The 20876-nt window shown below is 61.5% G+C and carries 16 protein-coding genes; all 16 read right to left on the reverse strand.

The genetic code is table 11. The features are described from left to right. Positions 1 to 17 precede the first annotated feature (17 nt). The gene (locus tag HOC_RS12820) at positions 18 to 3962 is read right to left on the reverse strand and encodes a type I polyketide synthase (RefSeq protein ID WP_051624850.1); all 3945 of its coding nucleotides are present in this window, start codon (positions 3960 to 3962) and stop codon (positions 18 to 20) included. 9 nt (positions 3963 to 3971) lie between these two features. Continuing rightward, the gene (locus HOC_RS12825; RefSeq protein ID WP_035539229.1) at positions 3972 to 5525 is read right to left on the reverse strand and encodes a PfaD family polyunsaturated fatty acid/polyketide biosynthesis protein; all 1554 of its coding nucleotides are present in this window, start codon (positions 5523 to 5525) and stop codon (positions 3972 to 3974) included. Positions 5526 to 5743: 218 nt separating this feature from the next. Continuing rightward, positions 5744 to 7651 (reverse strand): ABC-F family ATP-binding cassette domain-containing protein, encoded by a 1908-nt coding sequence (locus tag HOC_RS12830; protein ID WP_035539310.1) that lies wholly within the window; start codon positions 7649 to 7651, stop codon positions 5744 to 5746. Between the two features lie 70 nt (positions 7652 to 7721). Continuing rightward, positions 7722 to 10877, reverse strand: a complete 3156-nt coding sequence (locus HOC_RS12835) for an efflux RND transporter permease subunit (RefSeq protein ID WP_035539231.1) — start codon at positions 10875 to 10877, stop codon at positions 7722 to 7724. 15 nt (positions 10878 to 10892) lie between these two features. Beyond that, positions 10893 to 12143, reverse strand: coding sequence for an efflux RND transporter periplasmic adaptor subunit (locus tag HOC_RS12840; RefSeq protein WP_051624855.1), 1251 nt, complete (start codon positions 12141 to 12143; stop codon positions 10893 to 10895). Positions 12144 to 12389: 246 nt separating this feature from the next. Next, the gene (locus HOC_RS12845) at positions 12390 to 12878 is read right to left on the reverse strand and encodes a hypothetical protein (RefSeq protein ID WP_035539232.1); all 489 of its coding nucleotides are present in this window, start codon (positions 12876 to 12878) and stop codon (positions 12390 to 12392) included. A 2-nt stretch (positions 12879 to 12880) separates the two neighbouring features. Further along, complete coding sequence (gspN, locus tag HOC_RS12850; RefSeq protein WP_035539233.1) at positions 12881 to 13633, reverse strand: type II secretion system protein N; 753 nt, start codon at positions 13631 to 13633, stop codon at positions 12881 to 12883. Next, positions 13630 to 14106, reverse strand: a complete 477-nt coding sequence (gspM, locus tag HOC_RS12855) for a type II secretion system protein GspM (RefSeq protein ID WP_035539235.1) — start codon at positions 14104 to 14106, stop codon at positions 13630 to 13632. The genes gspN and gspM overlap by 4 nt, the downstream gene beginning before the upstream one ends. After that, entirely contained in the window at positions 14103 to 15257 is a 1155-nt protein-coding gene (gene gspL, locus HOC_RS12860; protein ID WP_035539238.1) for a type II secretion system protein GspL, read from the reverse strand. The genes gspM and gspL overlap by 4 nt, the downstream gene beginning before the upstream one ends. Next, the gene (gene gspK, locus HOC_RS12865; RefSeq protein WP_035539240.1) at positions 15257 to 16222 is read right to left on the reverse strand and encodes a type II secretion system minor pseudopilin GspK; all 966 of its coding nucleotides are present in this window, start codon (positions 16220 to 16222) and stop codon (positions 15257 to 15259) included. The genes gspL and gspK overlap by 1 nt, the downstream gene beginning before the upstream one ends. Continuing rightward, positions 16219 to 16824: a type II secretion system minor pseudopilin GspJ gene (gene gspJ, locus HOC_RS12870; RefSeq protein ID WP_035539241.1), complete on the reverse strand. Its 606-nt coding sequence runs from the start codon at positions 16822 to 16824 to the stop codon at positions 16219 to 16221. The genes gspK and gspJ overlap by 4 nt, the downstream gene beginning before the upstream one ends. After that, positions 16821 to 17192 carry a type II secretion system minor pseudopilin GspI gene (gspI, locus tag HOC_RS12875; RefSeq protein ID WP_051624851.1) on the reverse strand — a complete coding sequence of 124 codons (372 nt, stop codon included), beginning with the start codon at positions 17190 to 17192 and terminating at the stop codon, positions 16821 to 16823. The genes gspJ and gspI overlap by 4 nt, the downstream gene beginning before the upstream one ends. Then, entirely contained in the window at positions 17185 to 17691 is a 507-nt protein-coding gene (locus HOC_RS12880) for a prepilin-type N-terminal cleavage/methylation domain-containing protein (protein ID WP_035539243.1), read from the reverse strand. Before HOC_RS12880 ends, gspI begins: the two co-directional genes overlap by 8 nt. 8 nt (positions 17692 to 17699) lie before the next feature. Then, the gene (gene gspG, locus HOC_RS12885) at positions 17700 to 18149 is read right to left on the reverse strand and encodes a type II secretion system major pseudopilin GspG (protein ID WP_035539245.1); all 450 of its coding nucleotides are present in this window, start codon (positions 18147 to 18149) and stop codon (positions 17700 to 17702) included. A 26-nt stretch (positions 18150 to 18175) separates the two neighbouring features. Next, on the reverse strand, positions 18176 to 19384 hold the full coding sequence (gspF, locus tag HOC_RS12890) for a type II secretion system inner membrane protein GspF (RefSeq protein ID WP_035539247.1): 1209 nt from the start codon (positions 19382 to 19384) through the stop codon (positions 18176 to 18178). Continuing rightward, positions 19371 to 20873 carry a GspE/PulE family protein gene (locus tag HOC_RS12895; RefSeq protein WP_035539250.1) on the reverse strand — a complete coding sequence of 501 codons (1503 nt, stop codon included), beginning with the start codon at positions 20871 to 20873 and terminating at the stop codon, positions 19371 to 19373. Before HOC_RS12895 ends, gspF begins: the two co-directional genes overlap by 14 nt. Positions 20874 to 20876 lie beyond the last annotated feature (3 nt).

A 20876-nucleotide genomic window follows, 5' to 3' on the forward strand; every position in this document is an offset into this window, starting at 1 on the left:
CGTATCCTCACCGCCCCCTAGCTGAAAAAATCGGCGATTTTCCGGATCGTGCGGAGTTCGGCGATGGCTTCCGGGTCGACTTCGGGCAGCGAGGGATGCTGGTCGCGCAGGGCCGACAGGATTTCGACCTGTTTGATGGAGTCGACGCCGAGTTCGCCTTCGAGATCCATGTCGTCTTCGAGCATGGAGGATGGGTAGCCTGTCTTGTCTGCAACGAGGGCGCGGATAACGTCTGGTGTGATGCCATTGCCGTTGGAGGCCGGCGCTGAGACAGCGGTTGGGGCCGCGACGGGCGCCGGTGCTGCGGCGACCGGGGCAGGCGCGGAAGGTGCGGGTGCCGGGGTGGATCCGCCGATCATTGTGGCGATGGCATTGATTGTGCGCAGTTCGACGAGCTGTTCGGGATCAATTTCCGGCAGGTGTGGCATGCGTTCGCGCAGGGTGGAGAGGATCTCGACCTGCTTGATGGAGTCGACACCGAGTTCGCCTTCGAGGTCCATGTCCGCGTCCAGCATGTCGACCGGGTACCCGGTTTTTTCCGATACGATGGACTGGACGAGTTCGACCGGGCTTTGGCCGGATGCAGCCTTGGGCGCCGAGGCAGGCGCTGGCGCAGCAGGAGCAGGTGGTGGCGCCTGAGGTGCAGGCTGTGGTGCCGGTGCTGCCGCGCCGTTCGTGTAGGGCTTGGGCGCAGGCGTGGGTTGTGGCGCGAGCGCAGGGGCTGCGGGTTGAGGCGCAGGGGCCGCTTGCTGTGGCGTTGGTTGAGGAGCGGGGGCCGGCGCGGCGATGCGCTGGACCGGCGCGGGGCTCGGCTGTTGCGAAACCGGCTGGCCGCTCAGCAGGGATGCGGCCGCATTGAGAAAGGCCGTATGGCTAGCCGCCATGGTCGCGAGGTATTCGGAGTGAACATGTGATACGTCGCTCCAGATGCGTTCCGCAGAGGAGGAGGCCGGCGCGGGGGCGGTATAGGTCTGGGGCGTGTCGGTCATGGGAGAAGTCCTGCTGGGAGTCTGGTCGGGTGAAGCGGCGGTTGGCGCGGGCGCCGGTTGCGGTGTGGGCGGAGGTGTTGACGGTGCAGCGGTGATAGCGGGTTGGGTCGGAGCCCGTGCTACATTGGGAGCGGCGCGGCCTTCTGCGCCATTCCTTGGCGGGTAGGGCTTGTCGTAATTGGCGCCGTTTATGTAAACTGCGTGCTTCGATGGTGGCGGCGCCGGCACTGGCGGCGGCGTGTCAGCGAAGAGGGCGGCAAGATCGAGCGACTGGCCGGCTACGCTGAGTTCGCCGACGGCCGAGAGGAACTGGCTGAGGCCATTGGCGCGCTTGTTGTCTAGCGAGACAGCACGGAACGGGCGGTCCCCGAGGACATCGCGGACAAGGCCGGTAACGATATTACCGGGGCCGACTTCGAGAAATAGGCGGGCGCCGGCCTCATACATGGCTTCTACCTGGTCGCGGAAACGGACAGGCGTGGCGATCTGGCCAGCGATGACGTCGGGCAGGTCTGCGGCTTTGACATTATAGGGTGAGGCCGTCGCGTTGGCGTAGACCGGGAGTTTCGGTTTGCGCGGGCGCAGGGCCGTCAGCTCTGCCGCGAAAGGCTCAACGGCGGCGTGGACGATGGATGAGTGGAAGGCGGTTGCAACCGGAAGTCGGCGGGCTTTCAGGCCCTTCTCGATACAGATTGCTTCAGCGGCCTTGATGGCGTCAACCGGGCCGGAGAGGACGACCTGGCTGGGGCCATTATCATTGGCGAGGACGACATTGGTGACCTTGGCGACGATCGGCGCGATAGTCTCTGAATCGGTCTGCACGGCCATCATCGCGCCGGGCGTGGATTTGGCAGCCTCGGCCATAAGCCGACCGCGTGCGGCCGCGACGCTGAGGACGCTTTCGGCGTCGAAGCTTCGCGCAACATGGAGGGCCATCATCTCGCCGAAGCTATGGCCGCCGGCCATGTCCGGGTCGATGCCGAGGCGTTCGAGCAAGGCAAGCTGGGCCAAGGCAACGGTTGCTATGGCGGGCTGGGCATGTTGCATCTCGGTGAGGCGTTGGGTCTGCTCGCCGAATTCTACCTGATCGAAGGCGGCTGACGGGAAGGCGAGCCGCTGGAGCTTCAGCGGGCCAGTCTTAGCGTGGCCTGCGGCCATGTCCCAGGCTGCGCGAGCAGCGGGAAAGGCCATGGCAAGGTCCGAGCCCATGCCGACATATTGGCTGCCCTGGCCGGAGAAGAGGAAGGCGATCTTGCCGTTTTCGGGGGGCGTAGTGGAGGCGTGGATACCTGCACCGAGCGGAGCCGTGCCAAGTGTGCCGGATTCGATTTGGCCGATCAGGCGGGAAGCCTTGGCGGCGAGGTCTTTCTGGTCGTCGGCGACAATGGCGGCACGGACGCGGGCATCGGATTCGAAGGCCTCATGCGTGGTGGCCGCGAGGGCGGCGAAACCATCTTCTGCTGTTTCGGTATGAATGAGGGTTTCGAGCTGCTCGACGAGGCCGTCTGGCGTGCCAGCCGATACGAGGAAGAGTTCCGATGGGAAAACGCGCGGCGGCTGGAGTGCCGTCGGGCCGGTATATTCCTCAAGCGTTGCGTGGAAGTTGCTGCCCCCGAAGCCGAAGGAACTGACTGCGGCGCGGCGCGGACGACTGGTCGGTGAAATCCACGGGCGCGCTTCGCTATTGAGGTAGAAGCTCTTGCTGTCCTTCAGGACGTCTGCCGGTTCGGCGATCTTGATCGTGGGCGGAAGGATCTTGCGGCTGAGGGCGTGCACCGTCTTGATCAGGCTGGCAGCGCCTGCTGCACCCTTGGCATGGCCGATCTGGGATTTGACCGAGCCAATGGCGCACCATGGCGTGCCGTCCCCTTTGCCGTCGAAGACAAGGTGCAAGCCAGCCAGTTCAGCCTTGTCGCCTGCCTTTGTGCCAGTGCCATGAGCCTCGACGAGATCGACGGATTCCGGGCCATAACCAGCCTGGACGTATGCGCGCTCAATCGCGCGGGCCTGCCCGGACGGGAGCGGCGTGTAGATGGCCGTTCCCTTTCCGTCAGAGCCGCCGCCCATGCCGCGAATGACCGCGTGGATGCGGTTGCCGTCGCGCTCTGCATCCGACAGGCGGCGCAGCGCGATAATACCGACGCCTTCGCTGAGCATCGTTCCGTCTGCATCTGCGGAGAAGGGGCGGCAGTCGCCTGTTGGCGAGAGAGCCGGTGTTTTCGAGAAACACATATACATGAGAATGTCGTTGAGCGCGTCGGCGCCGCCCGCCAGCACCGTGTCGGAGTCGCCAGCGCGGAGTTCCTGCACGGCAATGTTCAGGGCCGACAGGCTGGAGGCGCAGGCAGCGTCGGTGACAAAGTTGGCGCCTCCGAGATCAAGCCGGTTGGCGATGCGTCCGGCGACGACATTGCCGAGCAGGCCCGGGAAGGTGCTTTCCTTCCACTCGATATAATGCGCTTCAATACGTTTGACGATTTCCTGCACTTCAGGCTCGCCGATGCCGGACTGGCGCAGGGCGTTGACCCAGACGGGGCGCTGTAGGCGGCCTGCCATGTGGGCCGTGAGTTCGGTGGCAGAGGCGACGCCGAGCATGACGCTCGTGCGTGTAAGGTCTATCTCGCAGCCATTGGTGCTTTGGATGTCGTCGAGCGCATTCTTAGCAGCAACGAGGGCGAGAAGCTGGGCGCTGTCGGTGTGTTGCAGGGCGTTGGGCGGAATGCCAAAAGCCATGGGGTCGAATGGAAGGGGAGCGATGAAGCCACCGCGCCGACCATAGGTGCGATCAGGCGTGAGCGGGTTGGCGTCATAATAGTCTTCGATCAGCCAGTGGCTTGCGGGTGTTTCGGTCAGCAGGTCGCGGCCCTGGAATATATCGCGCCAGAAACCGGTATTGCCGCCCCGGCCGGGGAAGATAGAGCCGACGCCAATGACGGCGATTGGTTCGGGGGACGTGCGGGTCTCAGTGCTCATGGATATGTCTCATTGGGCGTCTGCGAACTGGCGGGGCGCGTAATTGAAGTCGGTTGGGGCAACGGGCAGGCCTAGGGCTCTCAGTTGTCCGGCGCGGGTGATGTGGGCAGCGCCTTCGAGCAGGTTCCAGGCGATCTGCCTGACCGTGCGGTTCTCGACGGGCTCAAGGAAGCTGTGGGCAACCCATTCATTGAAGACGCCCATCGCTGGGCCGCACCAGACCTGGTAGTCCATCTCGCGTCCGGGCGTGCCTTCGCGGGCCCACTGGGCGCCCATGAAGAGGTAGCGGCGGGCGACGAGGGCGAAGCGCTTGTTGCCATCCGTTTCGGCACGTTTGGCCTCGGCGGGATTGGCCTGCGCGATATAGGCGAGGGTGCGGGCCCATGCGGCGTCGAACGGTTCGCCGAGTACGTCGTCGATCCAGTCGCGATCCTTCTGTGGAAGGTTTTCGTAGCTGGCACCGGAGCGGTAGATGGCATGAAGACGCTTGCCGCGCATGGCGAAGAGTGTGCCGCGTTTCAGAACCTGAACTTCGACGCCCTGCTCGAACATGTCGGCGGCTGGCGCCATAGTGACATCGGCGGGCCCAGCCTTGGCGAGCAGGCGACGGCCGGCTTCGGACAGGCCGGATTCAACGGCGGACTGGTTCACGGAGCCTGTAAGCACGTAGGCGGCGCCCATCTGGAAGGCTGCGGCAACGGCCATCGGCGTCGAGATGCCGCCGGCCAGGCCTATGCGGATGGCGTTGGCGTCGACGCCTGTGCGGGCGGCCACGCGGTCGCGGGCAAGGACGAGAGAGGGGAAGAGCGTGCTGGCCGGTCGGTTGTCGGTGTGGCCGCCGGAATCGGATTCCGCGGTGATCTCGGCGGCAACCGGGACTTGGGCGGCGAGCTCTGCCTGCTCGGCAGTGATGGCGCCGTTGGCGACCAAATCCTGCAGGATTTTGGCTGGGGCGGGGGCCATGAAGGGCTCAGCGACTTCAGCGCGGGAGACCTTGGCGAAGACGTGATTGGCTCGATGAATGGTGCCGTCCGGTGCACGGGAAAGTCCGACGGCGGTGTATCGAACCAGATCAACCGAAAGTTTCATGAAAGCCGAGGCGGAGACACGTCGCACACCCTTGGCGAGGAAAAGGTCGACAACGCGCGCTTCATAGCCGGGCTGCTGCGGGGAATGGATCAGGTTGGCGCCCCAAGCTGTCTGGTCGGTCGAAAGATGGGATTTTATCTCTGCAATTCCGGCCTCGATCACATCCGGAGACAGGCCTGCGCTTCCATAGAAACCGACACATCCCGCCTTCACCGCTTCGACCACCATACGGGTCGTGGCGATGCCACGGGCCATTTCCCCTACTACGTAGTTGAATCTACAGCCATGGGTGTGGGCAAAGAGGCGGTCGCCGAGCCATTCGGGATAGATTGGAGGCAGGATCGTCGGTTTCGCCGACGTGTTGGCGCTATCTTCGGAATCGAGAATGGCGAGACCGTTGAGCGGCGTATGCAACAGGGTCACCTGCTCCCGTGGGAAGGCGATGGCCCTTTTCAGGTTCTCTGAAACACCCATGTCTGTCCCTTGCGAGCTTGTCTGCCGAATGGAAAACAAGCTCTCCCGATCCGCAAATTCTTTGCGGCCTTTTCAATTTCTAACTGCGCAATTTATCCCGACTTGTACAGGGGTAGTATTGCGACAGTCCCTTAGAACGGGTTGTCCTGCCCAGACAAATTTCACTTAACGTGGTTAATAGCACAAATAGGTCGCGGCAGGCGGACGTACAGCAGTGATCAGGCGTTAAGAGCCGTTTCATAATCCTCGATCGCCTGAAGCCAGTCTATCTCGGTCGACTCGGCTTCGGCCGCGAGATCAGCGCGCTGACGGAGCAGGTCCTGGATCTTTTCCGAGCTGTGTCCGGGGCGTGACAGATCCGTATCAATGGCACCGATTTTGGCATTGATCTTTTCGAGCCGCTTCTCGGCGTCGTCCGCTTTGCGTTTGAGACCGGAGGCCGCTTTGCGGGACTCGGAAGATTTCTGGCGCTGGTCGGCCTTGTTCAGCTTTGGGGCTGGCTCAACCGGCTCGGACTTTGTTTTTTTTTGATTGTTGTCGGATTTGTTGCGATCCGCCTGCAGGACGAGGGCGCGATAATCCTGAAGGTCGCCATCATAGACGTCGGCTTTTCCGTCCTTCACGAGCCAGAGCTGGTCGGCGGTGCCTTCGGCAAGGAAGATATCGTGGGTAATCAGCAGGACTGCGCCTTTGAAGTCGTTCAGCGCGTAGATCAGCGCTTCGCGGCTGTCGATGTCGAGGTGGGAGGTCGGCTCGTCGAGGATCAGGATATGCGGCTTCTCCATGGCCATGAGGCCAAGTAGCAGACGAACTTTTTCGCCGCCGGAGAGCTTTTCAACTTTGGTCTCCACCTTTTCATGGCTGAAACCCATTTGGGATGCCGTCGAGCGCTGTTTGGCGACCGGTGTTTCCTTCGGCATGGCGTGGCGGACGTGGTCGAGCACGGTTTCGCCGGGTGTGAGCTCGTCCAGCTGGTCCTGCGAGAAATAGCCGATGCGGACCTTGCTGTGGGTCACACGGGCGCCGTCCATCAGGGGCAGGCGTTCGGCGATGGATTTGACGAGCGTTGTCTTACCCTGACCATTGGTGCCGACAATGGCGATCCGGTCGTCCGGGTCGAGGCGGAGGGTCACGCCGCGCAGGATGCTGGCATCGGTACCATAGCCGAGTTCTGCGCCGCGCAGTTCGAGCAGTGGCGGTGCCATCTTGTCGCCCGGCTCCGGGAAATGGAAGGGCACCGTGCGTTCGGCCATCGGGATGGAGATGTCCTGCATCTTTTCGAGCATTTTGACGCGCGACTGGGCCTGGCGTGCCTTGGACGCTTTGGCGCGAAAGCGGTCAACGAACGCCTGAAGGTGGGCCTTATCGACTTCCTGCTTGGCGCGCTGGCTTTCAAGTTGGGCGTATTTGGCGGAGCGAAGGCGCAGCCAAGCGTCATAACCACCGGGCACAATCGCGAGTTTCTTGTGCTCAAGCGCCATCGTGTGGGTAACACAGCGGTTCAGCATTTCACGGTCGTGCGAGACGATCAGCACCGTGTGCGGGTATTTCTTGATATAGCCTTCGAGCCACGCGGCGCCCTCGAGGTCGAGATAGTTGGTCGGTTCGTCGAGCAGCAGCAGGTCAGGCTGAGAGAAGAGGACGCCCGCGATGGCGGCACGCATGCGCCAGCCGCCGGAGAATTCGCGGGTCGGGCGGTCAAGATCTGCTTGCGTGAAGCCGAGGCCCATGAGGACCTCAGCTGCCCGTGAATCCGCTGACCAAGCGTCTATATCGACGAGACGGGTGTGGATATCTGCGATCCGCATAGGATCTTCGGCCGTCTCCGCTTCCTGCATCAGGGCGTGGCGCTCGGTATCGGCGGCTAGAACGACTTCCAGAATGGTCTCGTCTGTCGGGGCGACTTCCTGCGCGACCCAGCCAAGCTTGGCGCCCTGATTCAGGCGGATTGAGCCGTCATTGGTTGGATGCGTGATCTCCTCGCGGATCAGCTTCAGCAGCGTGGACTTGCCCGTGCCGTTGCGGCCGACGAGGCCGACTTTCCAGCCAGACGCGATCTGGGCGGAGGCGCCTTCAAACAGGAGGCGCGCTTCAATACGATAGTCGAGGTTCGAAATGGTCAGCATTTCGTGGGGTTTAGCGATGAGCCCCATGAAGGCAAGGGCCTAAGCTCCGTTGTGGGGTCAGGCCCTGCCTTTATTCCGCTGGAACAGGGGCGATCTCTTCCAGTGCCTTCATATCGAGCTGCGCATCGAAGGCAGGATAGTGCTTGCCTGTGATGAGATGGGCGAAGAAGCGCTTGATATCGGCCCCGATGCCGTAGAGGGCCGGAACGAAGAACAGGGTGACGAAGAGCGCAAACAGAACACCGAAGGCGAGCCCCACACCGATCGGGATGAGGAACTGGGCCTGGATGGACCGTTCCAGCATCAGCGGCAGGAGGCCGACAAAGGTTGTGAGCGAGGTGAGCAGGATTGGACGGAAGCGGCGTGTACCGGCCTCGACCAGTGCTTGTGCGCCGTCCATGCCGCGATCACGCAGCTGGTGTACATAGTCAATGAGGACGAGGTTGTCGTTCACGGCGACGCCGGCCGCTGCCATTATGCCCATATAGGACAGGATACTGAGCGGGAAACCCATCACGAGATGGCCGACCATGGCCCCGGTGAAACAAAACGGAATGGCGGCGAGCAGGATGAGGATTGGTTCTGCATAAGACTTGAATGCCACGGCGACGAGGAAATAGGCGACGCCTATTGCGATCAGCAGGAGCGTCATGATCTCGGCGAAGAATTCAGCCTCGCCTTGTGCCCGGCCTATATTGCCGCGCCGAACCTGTGGATGAGCTTTGTCAAAGCTTTCGAAGAAATTGTTGTCGAGTTCGTTGCGGATTTCGGTAATCCGTTCGGCCGCGACTTCTGCACTGACCACAATGGCCCGGCGGCGTTCGCGTCGATTGATCTGCGAAATGCCTTTCTCGAAGCGAATGTCGGCAACGGCATAGAGTGGCAGCTCACGCCCATCGGCGGTGCGGATGCGGATGTTGTTGAGAAAATCCAGGGATTCTCGGTCAGACCGCGGATAGCGAACGAAGACACGAACATCTTCACCATCGCGCGGCAGGCGTTGGACTTCCTCACCATAGAAGCCCTGCCGGACCTGACGGGCGACATCGGCGGTGGTGATGCCGAGGGATTCTGCGCCGGGCTTCAGGTCAAACTGGATTTCATCGGTCGCGCTCTGGACGTCGTTCACGACATTGTAGACGCCGTCATAGGAGCGGAGCTTCAACATCAAATCTTCAGCAGCTGCGTTCAGCGCGTCCAAGTCGGTAGAGTTGAGCATGTACTGGATCGGCGGGTCGGTGTCGGCATTCTTGTAGTTGACGGTGATGGTCTCAGCGTCCGGTACTTCCCCGATGAGGGCGCGCAGGCGTTCGGCCGTTTCCTTGGCGGTGAGCGTGCGTGTTTCGGGCGGCACAAGTTTGACCAGCGCGAGGACATTGTTGTCGCGTGAGCGGGTGTACCAGTTCTCGATCAGTTTGCCTTCGCCATTGGTCGAGGCATTGATTTCGTCTTCGAGCGCTTTCTCGCCAGCCTGGATCTGGGCCAGGACTTCGAGTGTGCGGGAATAGGGTGTGCCCTCGGGCAGCTCAACCGTGACGGCGATCTGATCGGATTCTGTTTCTGGAAAGAAGATCGTCTTGACGAGACCGTTTGTCAGGAGGCCGACGGAGAGCACCATGCCGCCGACAAAGATGGCTGCTGTCAGGTAGCGCTGGCGCAAAGCCGCGACCATGAGCGGGCGGTAGAGGTTGCGCGCGACCCAGACGATGGAATTGGCAATCGTGTCCTGGAAGCGCGCGAAACGGCTGTCGCGACTGGCGGGTTTCAGATGTGACAGGTGAGCCGGCAGTATCAGAAGCGATTCAATGAGCGAGAATGTAAGCGCGAGGATGACGACGAGCGAAATGGAGCGTGTGAACTCGCTGGTGCCGCCCGAGAGCATCATCCACGGCGCAAAGAAAATCATTGTTGTAAAGACCGCGAAGATGACCGGCTTGATGACCATCGTCGTGCCGTTGATTGCGGCGGTCAGGCCTTCTTCGCCGTCTTCCGTTCGGGAGTGAATAGCCTCGCCGACAATAATCGCATCGTCAACGATCACGCCAATCACAAGCAGGAAGGCGAAGGTGGAGATCATGTTGAATGAGACGTCCATCAGCGGCAGCAGCGCGAGACCGCCGGCGAAGGCCGTACCGATGCCAACCGCGACCCAGATGGCGATCTTCGGGCGCAGGAAGAGAAGGAGCGTAATCAGGACCAGGCCGAGGCCCATCAGGAAGTTCGACCCGATAAGCCTTATGCGACTCATATAGTCGATGGAGGAGTCCTGCCATATGGTCATCGTGATGCCGGGGGGCGTGTGTTTGACAGCCTCGTCGTAATAGCCGCGCACATTCTTCGCCATCTTCACGATGTTCATGTTCGGTCCGTTCATGACCTGAACGAGGATCGTGCGCTTGCCGTTGACCGTGGCGAGAAGGTTCACTTCCTCAAAGCCGTCGATGACCTTGGCCATGTCGGAGACGCGGACCACGGCGCCGTTCGGCATCTGTTTGACGATGATGTTCTCGAATTCAGCCTGCGTGTCCGCCTGTGAGCGGGTGCGCAGCTGGACATTGCCGCCATCACTGCGGACATTACCGGCTGAGATGTTGACCGAGGTTCCGCCGACCGCATTCGCCACTTCGGAGAGGCTGACACCATAGCGGCGCAGGGCTTCTTCGGAGACCTCAATCGAGATTTCCGCATTGCGCACGCCAAACAGGTCGACCGACGGCACATAGCCAAGCAGACCGATTTCCCGACGGGTGGCTTCGGCAAAACGCTTCAGCTCCTGTTCGCTGACGCTTTCATCGGCCGAAACAGCGATGCGCATCAGTTCATACCGATTGCGGAAAACATGAATCTGAGCGGGTTCGGCTGCGGATGGGAATGTGCTGATGGAATCGATCTGGCGTTTCAGTTCCTGCAGGAACTTGCCTTCGTCCAAGTCTTCATTGCCGACCACGACCACGCGAGCGACGCCTTCATAGGAACTGGAGCTCAGTTCCTTGATACCCTCCACCGTGCTGACGGCCTCTTCCATGCGGACGGTGAGCTGTTCCTCAACGTCCTGGGGAGAGGCGCCGCGCCATACGACGGTGATCGCCGCGCCGGGGAATTCGACATAGGGCTCAAGCTCGCGCTCCATACGGAGATAGGCGACGATGCCCGCAATGATCAGGGCGATCATCAGAAGATTGGCAGCGACCTTGTTGTCTGCCCACCAGCGGATAAATCCCGACATGCCCCCGGTTCCCTTCTAGTCGTTCGACGCACTGGCTTCAGCCGCGAAGGCTGTTTCCAGTCGGTCGACAGATTTGATCTTCATACCCTCGGCTACGGCGCGCACAGGCGATGTGATGACTTTCTCGCCTGCAGAAACGCCGCTTGTGATAACGAGGCGCTCCCGGTCTGAAAAGGCGACGTTCACGGGGCGGATTTCGAGCGTGTCATCATCACGTGCGACATAGACTGAAGCCTTGCCGCGCAGGGCGGTGCGCGGGAGAACGACACTTTCGTCGAGGGCGCGACCGGCAATCACCGCGTCAACATAGAGGCCGGTGGCGAGTGGCGTGCCATTGTCTGCGCCTTTGCCATAAGGGTCGGCGACCTCGACATAGGCAAAGAGGACCCGGGTTTCGGGATCAAAGCCGCTATCGGTACGGGTAATGCGGCCCGACCATTTATGAGACACGCCTGCAACAGTGGCTTCGAGTATAACGGGTGGCCCTTTTTGGCCGGAGGCTTCTGAAAAACCGATGCCGAGGCCCAGATTCTCGAGATCGGCGTCGCTCAGCGCAATGGCGATTTCGACCACGTCGCTGGCATAGATATCGCCGAGACGCGCGCCCGGAGAGACATAGGCGCCGACATTGACCGACTTCTGGCGCACGCGCCCGGGGAAGGGCGCAACGATCCGCGTGCGAGAGAGCTGGAGACGGGCTTCGTCGAGGCGCGCTTCAGCTGAGGCGAGTTGGGCTTCAGCCTGGGCGCGTTGAGGGCGGCGGAGTGTAAGGTCGGAGACGTCAGAGATGCCGAGTTGCTCGGCGCCCTGGCTTGCAATCTGGCCTTCGGAGATTTCCTGCATAAGAGCTGTATGCGCCTGGGCGACGGCGGCCTCGGCCTGGACAATGCCCAGCTCGTATTCGCGCGCCTCGAGCCGAACGAGTGTTTCACCTTGCTTGAATTGTGCGCCGGCGAGGAAATTCGGGGAGACATAAACGACCCGGCCGGTGATCTCGGCGGCAAGACTCACTTCGGAGCGGGCCTTCACTGCGCCCTGGCCGTGGACCGTGATCGTTACAGGTTCCTTGCGCGCTGTTGCGGTGAGCACAGGGAGCGCTTCAATGATGGTTGCTTTCTCCTCGGGAGCGGGCTTGAGGGCGCTCATGCCGATGAAGCCGCCGGCCGCACCTATCAACACCAGGACTGGCAGGACCAAAAAAATGAGTCGCTTGATCAGGAGACCCAGCCGGAAGGGCGGTTTTTGGGCTGTTTCTGCATAAGTCATCGGCGAAATGCTCATCTTGTGTCTGGCGTGAGGTGCGGTTTTCTGCGCGCATCCTCTTGTGCCTTGATGAGTCTTGGTAACACCGAAATTATTGAAAAACAATATCTCGTAGTTGATAAACAACGAAAGATTGCTGTTTTTCGGTCTTTGAATTCTACGCTTACTTATCCACTGGTGGCTTTTGAGGGCGCCGTTTACGTTGTTCTATAGGTCCTAATGGCGTCCGTCGTGCCCTACCTGCCTGGCTCAGCGGCTCTCCGGCTGGCAGGCCGAGAGGCCAAAGACGGGGATCATGGTTTCCCAGCCATCCTTGGCGACAAGCGAGAGACGGCCATCTTCGATGCGTTGACCGCCGTCGAGCATTTCACCAGCACTGAAGCTGACGCCGACATTGCCCTGGTCGGACGCGTAGGTCATGCGGGTCATGAACTGGCCAAACAAATCACCCTTGGAGGATGTGAGACGCAATTCACGCTGCTCGCCATCTATCTCCATCACAGCTGTGTCAGTGCCGGCTTTTGCGAAGAAGATGAAGCGGAGCGGCTCCCCATTGGTCCAGAGGAAGAGGCCGCAAGCGCCTGGGGGAAGCGTCTGCGGCGGCAGCTCGCCGGTCCGGTTTATGACATCCGACGCGCTTATTGTGGGCGCTTCTGGTGTGGGCTTGCTTGTGCAGGCGGTGAAGACAGCGCCGCTCAGGAGGATCATGGCCAAGTGGCTGAGACGCAGGCTTGGCATGATCAATTCTCCTCGTTCCGGGCGGCTTCCCGGCGCAGGGTGTACCCGTTCCCGGATTTTGTGAAGCCAAGTGTGGCAAGGGCAGCAGTTGCCTGTGGATCCAGCTTTTCGACATGCAGGTCCATGCTTGTACGCCCATCCGGCAAGGTCGATAGTGTGATCTCAAAACGTTCGCCGTTCTGTCCGTCACCGGACAGCGGCAGTTTGAGTGTGCCGTCGGTGCAGACAGGTGAACCCGTGAGCATCGGCCAGTCGCGGCCATACTGGACACCGAGGCGGCTTACGAGATCCAGCTGTGCCGAGCCGTTCGCGCTGGTGCACTGTCCGTTGCGGCCAAGGCGAATGGCGGCATTGGACAGTTTGAGCGTTCCGCCGACGCGGCGCAGTTCGTCATGGATGCCGTCCAGCCGACTGATATCCACTTCAGCGCCGAGATTGGACAGGTTCACCGACGATGGTGAGATTGAGACTCTCAAACGCGCCCGACCGGTAGGAGCGCCCCAGTTTATGTCTGAGCCGACTGAGCCTGTGAAGAGCGATAGCGGGGACGATCGGATATCCAGCGCGCCTGCGGGCGTGCCGCGATAAACCAGTCCTGTGACTTGTCCGTGCCAGATGGTGCCGCGCGCCTGCTGCCAGCCTATGCCTTGTTCGATCAGGCCGGCGTTGCGCATGGCGAATGACAGGGGAATGCCTGAAACCAGACCCACTATAAGCGCCGCCGCGAAGACGAGGATGAGAGCGATCCGCTTCATCCTTGCTTGCCTCCAAATTCGAAACTTGAGCGGACTAGGCCTGCGCCCGTGTCATTCATTGTCGCGCGACTGGCCTCAAGGGAGGCTGTGTTGCGTAGGTCAAAGAGCCAGGCGAAAATGTTCTCTGCGTTTGTGTCATCGATCTGGACCGTAATGACGCCTTCAGTGCTGACCTGAATGCGTGCGATGGCCAGACCGCGCCTTGTGGCAGCTTCGAGAATGGCGCGCCGGCTGCTGTCTGGATCGAGTGCAGGGCCAGCCTGCGTGCCATTCGCGGCTGCAGGCGACAGGCCCCGCGATGTCATGACGTCTAATGTACGAGAAGCCTGGTCAGCTTTGAGCGCCGCTTCCGCCCTCCCGGCGAACAGGGGAACAATGATGAACTGTAACAGGATGATAAGCGCGAGCAGGATGGCTGCCGCGGCTACAAGGCCTTGCTCGCGCAGGCTGCGTTTGTCCCACCATTCAATCATTGGGCTGCCTCCAGTGTCAGGTCACCGATAACCCGGTCATCCTGCTGACGGGAGTCGCCGAGCGAAACGCCGAGGCCCTTGGCCTCAAGTGCATTCTTGAGGTCCGCGTCGCTGCCATATTTTGGATAGACCATATTTGCGAGAAGCCGCCCGGTCTGCCGGTCATAACGCAGCCCCTCAATTGAAATGCCACTTTCAGCGGGAATGGATTCATAGAGGAGTGCGGTGGCATCAAGGAAGGCCAGCCGGTTGGCGGCGGGAGCGGCGTCCTGGTTTCGCACCGCTGCGTCGAGGTTGCTGGGCACCGGCGTCCCGGGAAATGATGCGGCATAGATCCCACGCGCGTGCTGATCGAGCACATCGGACAGGCGCGAAAGGGACCAGGTTTCCAGCCCGACCATCGCAAGGAGAGCGACGGCAGCGGCCGCGCCCAGTAGAAGCGTTGAGCGCCACGCACCAATACGGATATCGGCTTGTTTGCGACTGATAAACGGACCCTGACGGAGGTCGGTCAGTGCACCAGCTGTTTCGGCCCATTGGGCGAGTTGCGCGAGAACCGGCAGAGACGACGCGCTGCTTGCTGACACACCGAGCCGATGCGCGAGTGCGGCACTGGACGTTGTAAGCGGCGCTTTTGACGAATTCGCGAGGGCTTTCAGCGCGTCGTCTGGCAGCGCGGCATCAATGGCAAACCGTTTTTCGCCTGTGGAAACGAGGACGTGGTCTCCGGCGTCTACGGCCATGGGGGCTGCGGGCAGGACAGAGACGTCGGCCACAAGTTTAGCCGTCTTCAAGCCAGACGCGTTCAGACGCGCGACCCATTCTTCCATGAGCGCCGGCTCAACCACATGTACAGGGCGCAATCCGCTGTCGAGTGTCTGACCAATCGCGACATGGGCTTCTTCAACAGGAACGGCGACTTCATCTTCAAGGGCAAAGGCGGCAGACCGCCGAATTTCGGCCGCGCCCTGTGCCGGTATGCGTACTTCGAAACAGCCGACGTCCGTACCGGGTACGAACACGACCACATCATCGCCAGAGGAGACATTCGCGTCTGCGGCAGACAGGAGATTGATGCTCCTGTCGTTGACGAGCGCGAATTCCGTGGGCGCGCCCGAAGGTGGCATAAGAGTAAAAAGGCGCCGGGCCATCAGAAGTCTCCCGTCGTGCGCTGGATAAGGCTGGCCTGGCCGCCTTTGTCCATTGCATAGACAAGCTGGAGGGTTTCCTGTGTTGAGCCAGACACAATGCGGGCTGTCAAACGCAGGTTGCTGGGTTTCAGCGAGAGCATGGAATCGTCGCGTGCGGCGACGGCGATGGTCTGGATGTGTTCATTTTGCAGGAACGTGTCCAGCGAATGCCAGCCACCAAGTGGCTTGGCGCGGATGACCGACTGGGCTTTCTCAAGGGTAAGTTCGCCGGAATAGAGTGCGACCAGCAGGGGCGCATCCTCTTCTTTGAGTGTCTCGATATTGAGGGCGGTCTGGAAATGGTCTGGCCTGACACAGACCAGCGGCTGGATCATCGCGATAATTTCAGGGGTGAAGCCTTTTATGGCTCGTAGCTCTGTCAAGTTTGCGAGCGGTGCGTTGGCGGAACGGTAAGGAGTTTCAAGGGTGCCATAATAGCCAGCCTCGGCGCCATATGCCCGGGGCGAGGAATCCTTGTCTATCCAGTCGGCCAGGCTTTCGGAAAGCGCCTGAGCTTCCGAGCGGAACACATCCATGGCTTCGAGCAGGCGCTGGAATTTGATGTGATTGACGTCATTGGCCTCGCCCGTGACGGTATTCAGGTTGAAGCAGTTGGAGGCGTCAGAGAGTGTTGCCTGGATCACGCCGCGATCAAACGGCAAGGTCATGCTCTGGCCGGTTTCGAGTGCTTCCCGGATGGCATCGTCGCCCAAGGTCTTGATCCGGGCCACAGCAAGGACGCCGAGCGCCTCTGTTGATCGACTGGCCCATATGGTCTGGGACCGTTCTGACGAGACACGCGCGAGGCTGAGCGAGCGCCCAAGCGCCTCGACAGCAGCAAGCGCCGCAACCGACATCACGGCCACGATCATCAGGATCGACAGCAGCGCGGCGCCGCGATCCTTCGGGGAAACGTGGGGCGTCATGACATGGCACCAAGCATATACGTGAGGGTCAGTTCATCCTGGTCAGCGAATGTCATCTTGAATTCAATGAGATCAGGATAGTCGCCGCTGGTCGTCGCTGGCCACGCATCGAACCAGGCGCCTTTTCGGCGGTAACGGATGTCGAGCTTGTCTATTCCCTCCATCAGGATGCGCTCGACAACAGGCGTGGTGCTGACCGGATCTGGCCGGAGCCACGCCTTTCGAACCAGTGTGCCCTTGTCATAGGCATAAGCCACGCGCTGGAGGTCGCTGCGTTCGCTGCCGATCTGGGGGGCTATCCATCCGGACCGGACGAACGTGATCAACTCGCCGGTCTTGTCGCTCTTCAAGCCCTGAAAGCCGATGGGCGGGTAAAGGTCATCTGGAGCGGAGGAAGAACGGTGCGTGACCTCATTGAAATCCGACCTCATCAGACCGAAGGCCGCCTCGAGTGAGCGCGCCTCGTCCATCCGTGTGTTCACGGCGCGGCTGGCCTGAAGGGTCTGCAGCATCATGAGTGTGCCAGCTGTCGCCAGCGTTGCTGTGACGGCGAGCGCAACAAGGGTCTCGACGAGCGTGAAGCCGGCGCTGGAGCGGTTCATTGGCCGACCCTCAAGCTCTGCAGGTGTGCAAGAATCTGTCCGCTTTCTGGTGCGGTTACAGTGATTTCAACGAGGAAAAGACCGTTTTCCTGTGTCGGCGTGACGGTGCGGTTCCAGTCAAAGCTGCGGCCACGCTGGGTGGATTCGCCTGCAATGACGCCGGTGGGCAGCGGCGGAGGCGTGGTGAGCGCGTCGGCCATGCGATTATTGGCTTCGATTTCGGCGAGGGCGCGCATGTCGACCTGACGGGCGCCGATCATGGTTTCGCTGCTGAGATGGATCAGCCCGATGGCGGAAATCGAAAAAACGCCAAGTGCGGCAAGGACTTCGACCAGGGTGAACCCGGACTGGCGATGGGGATCAGGCATTGGGCGCCTCCCATGTCACTTTGCCGTCGGGCGCAATTGTCAGTTCGATTGTCTGGTTGCCGCGCTCAAGGATCAGCTGGTCGGCTTGGGCGGTACCTGTGGTATCGAGGATGACCTCGGGGGGGGCTTCATTGGGACTTCCCGGACCATTCCCGGACCGCTGAGGGGGCGTGCGGGACCTGTCGAAGGCCACATTGCGGGCCAATGTGACCTTCCCGCCGGCTGCCGGCAGCCATGCCTGATTGCGCCAGGTGACAAGCTGATAGCCCTGCTCGGTGAGCTTCAGTCCCTGCGGAGCGCCGGTCACCAGCGCGAGGTCCATTGCCGAGGTGACGTCGCGTTCAAGGCGGGCTGCGGCTTCCTCAAGCGGGTCTGCAGGTGCACGCATGGTCATGGCGACCATTCCGGCGGCAAGGCCCATGATGAACACTGCGACCAGCACTTCGATCAGGCTCATGCCTGCATCGTGTGGAAGTGGGAGGTCGCGGTTCGGGTTCATGGATCAGGTCAGTTCCAGTTGCCGATGTCGTCTTCATTGCCGGGTTGACCGTCGGGGCCGGCCGAGAAGACATCATAGGCGCCGGCGGAGCGGACACCGGGCACGTTGTAGATGTAATCATTGCCCCAGGGGTCTTGCTGGATGCGCTTGATGTAGCCGCCGGGACGGTACTGGGCGGCGTTTGCGCCCGAGGGTGGCGTCTTGAGGGCAGCGAGCCCGACATCCGCGCCCGGATAGTTGAACATGTCGAAGCTGTATTGCTCGAGGCCACTTTCCAGGGCGGCGATATCGGACCGCGCGCGGTCGACGCGGGACTTGCCGAGCACCGGGCCGACAGAGATGACGACAGCGGTTGCGAGCAGCGCCATGATCGAGACGGTCACCAGCAGTTCGACAAGTGAGAAGCCGGCATCCTTGCGGATGGTTTCGGGGGATTGGTTGTCCTGGTCCTGTGTCATGGAGGCCTCCTGATTGGGGTGCGGCGCTATTGGAGCGCGAGTGTGTTGAGCTGGATGATGGGTAGCATGATGGACAATACGATTGTCCCGACCAGACCGCCAAGAATAACGATGATGATGGGTTCCATCAGACTGAGGGCGGTGGACGTGGCGTTCTCGAATTCTTCCTCGAGGAATTCGGCGGCGCGCGTCATCATGCCGGGCACATCGCGGCCCGCTTCGCCACTGGCCACCATATGCACCATCATGGGCGGGAAAGCGTGCGTGTTCTTGAGCGCAGCGGCGAAGGAGCCGCCTTCGCTGACCTTAATGGCAATTTCGTCTGCAGCCTTGCGGAACACGCTGTTCGCCATCGCGCCGCGGGCGGCCTGCAGGGATTCCAGCACAGTCGCACCCGAGGATGAGAGCGTGGCGAAGATGCGGGCGAACCGCGCGGCTGAGACGGTGCGGGCGAGATTGCCGATGACGGGCAGGCGCAGGATGAAGCGGTCCATGGATTCGCGCACGCCGGGCGCGCGCAGGAGGCGATTGAGCGCAATGACCCCCACGACGACGCCAATGGCGATGAGCCAGCCCCAGTTGCGGAGCAAGTTTGACATCATGATGACCTGCTGGGTCAGCCAGGGCAGTTTGGCGTCGAACATGTCGAACTGTTCGACAAGGCGCGGCACGACGATGATCATGAGCGCGATGACCATGCCGATGGCCAGCGTGGCCAGGAGGGCCGGATAGATCAGCGCGGACTGGACCTTCTGGCGCAGGCGCCATGTGTTTTCCAGATAGATCGCGAGGCGCTCCATCACTTCGCCCTGTCGTCCGGACATTTCACCAGCTGCCACAACGGACTTGAAGAGGGGCGGGAAGGCGCGCGGCGCGGTCGCGAGGGCGTCGGCAAAGCGCGAGCCTTCGGTGACTTCGTTGCGGACGCGGTGAAGGATGGCGACGGTCTCGGGCTTCGCATCGGCCGCAACGGCCGTCAGAGCCTGTTCGACAGTGAGGCCGGACTGGAGGAGGACAGCGAGTTGTCGCGCGAGCAGGGCGCGGTCTTTTTCCGAAATGCGGCCACCGGCGCCCTTGCCGCCGCGCGCGCTCTTTGCGCTGAGCGGAGAAACCTCGATGGGCATGAGCTCGCGCATCCGCAATTCCTTGCGGGCTGCGCGGGGGCTGTCTGCTGAAATGACACCACGCATGCGTTTGCCGCCTGTATCGACAGCGACGTACTCAAACGCTGCCATCGCGGGCCTCCTTGCGGCAGACGCGCAGGACTTCCGTCACGCTTGTCTCGCCGGAGAATACATAGCGCCGCGCATTTTCGATCAGGCGGTGATGATCGGCGAAGGCAACGGCTTCGATGGCATCTTCCGTGGCATCCGCATGCAGCAGGTTTCGCACGGCATTATCAATCACGAGCAGCTCATAGATGGCGATGCGGCCATGGAAGCCGGTATTGCCGCAGGCCATGCAGCCTTTCGGCGTGTAGTGTGTGAAGGCCTGACCATGTGGCAGGTCGAGGGCTTCATACTCGGCGGTTCCGGCCTCGGCGGGCTCCTTGCAGACATCGCACAGTTTGCGCACGAGACGCTGGGCCATGACGGCGCGCAGGGTCGAGGCCATGAGATAGGTTTCGACGCCCATATCGCGCAGACGCGTTATGGCGCCTGCGGCACTGTTTGTGTGCAGGGTGGAGAAGGCGAGGCGGCCGGTGGAGGCGAATTCGAACGCGGCTTCGGCGGTTTCCAGATCGCGAATCTCGCCCACCATGACGATGTTGAAGTCCTGACGCAGGATGTTTCGCAGGGCGCGGGCGAAGGTGAGGCCGACCTTGGAGTCCATCTGCGTCTGGCTGATGCCCGGCAGGCCGTATTCGACCGGGTCTTCCAGCGTCATGATGTTCACGTTTCCGGTGTTTAGGCGCGAGATGGAGGAATAAAGCGTGGTGGTCTTGCCCGAGCCGACAGGACCAGTGACGAGGATCACGCCGTTTGGCTGGCTGAGCACCTGATCGAAGCGCTGATAGGTGTCGGAATCCATGCCGAGCTCTTCAAGCGTCAGCAGGGCGTTCTGCGTGTCGAGCAGGCGAAGCGCAACGCGTTCGCCAAAGCGGGTCGGCAGGATGGCGACGCGCACGTCGATTGAGCGGCCGCCGGCCTGCAGCGAGATGCGGCCATCCTGTGGCAGGCGTTTCTCGGCGATGTCGAGGCGCGCCATGACCTTGATGCGGGAGACCAGCGGCGCCGCAAGCTTGCGTGGCGGCGTGATGACCTCGACGAGATCACCATCGATGCGATAGCGGATCGACAGTTTGTCCTCAAACGGATCAATATGAATATCTGAAGCGCGGCGCTTCATCGCCTCATAGATAAGCCCGTTGATGAGGCGGATGACGGGTGCATCATCGCTGCCGCCGAGCAGGTCAGCCGCTTCCGGGATGTCGTCGATCAGGCTTTCGAGGCCACCACGGCTGGCAACAGCCGCCTCAATGTCGGTGGCGCCGAGCGGACCCTGGCTGAAGGCGTTCGTGAGGGCGCGGTCAAAACTGGCGGCGTCCATGGATTCGATGGCGTGCGGGCGGCCAAGGGCGCGGCGCGCTTCAACCAGTGAGAAAGCATCAGCACCCATACGCACGCCGACCGTCAGCGCTTCGCGATCAGGCAGGACAATGAGGCCCTTGTCCTTGGCGAAGGCGTAGGTGAATTGCCGGGAGGGTGCTGCGTGTGTGCTCATCGA

This window comes from Hyphomonas oceanitis SCH89 (assembly GCF_000685295.1).
In the GTDB taxonomy this organism is placed as follows: domain Bacteria; phylum Pseudomonadota; class Alphaproteobacteria; order Caulobacterales; family Hyphomonadaceae; genus Hyphomonas; species Hyphomonas oceanitis.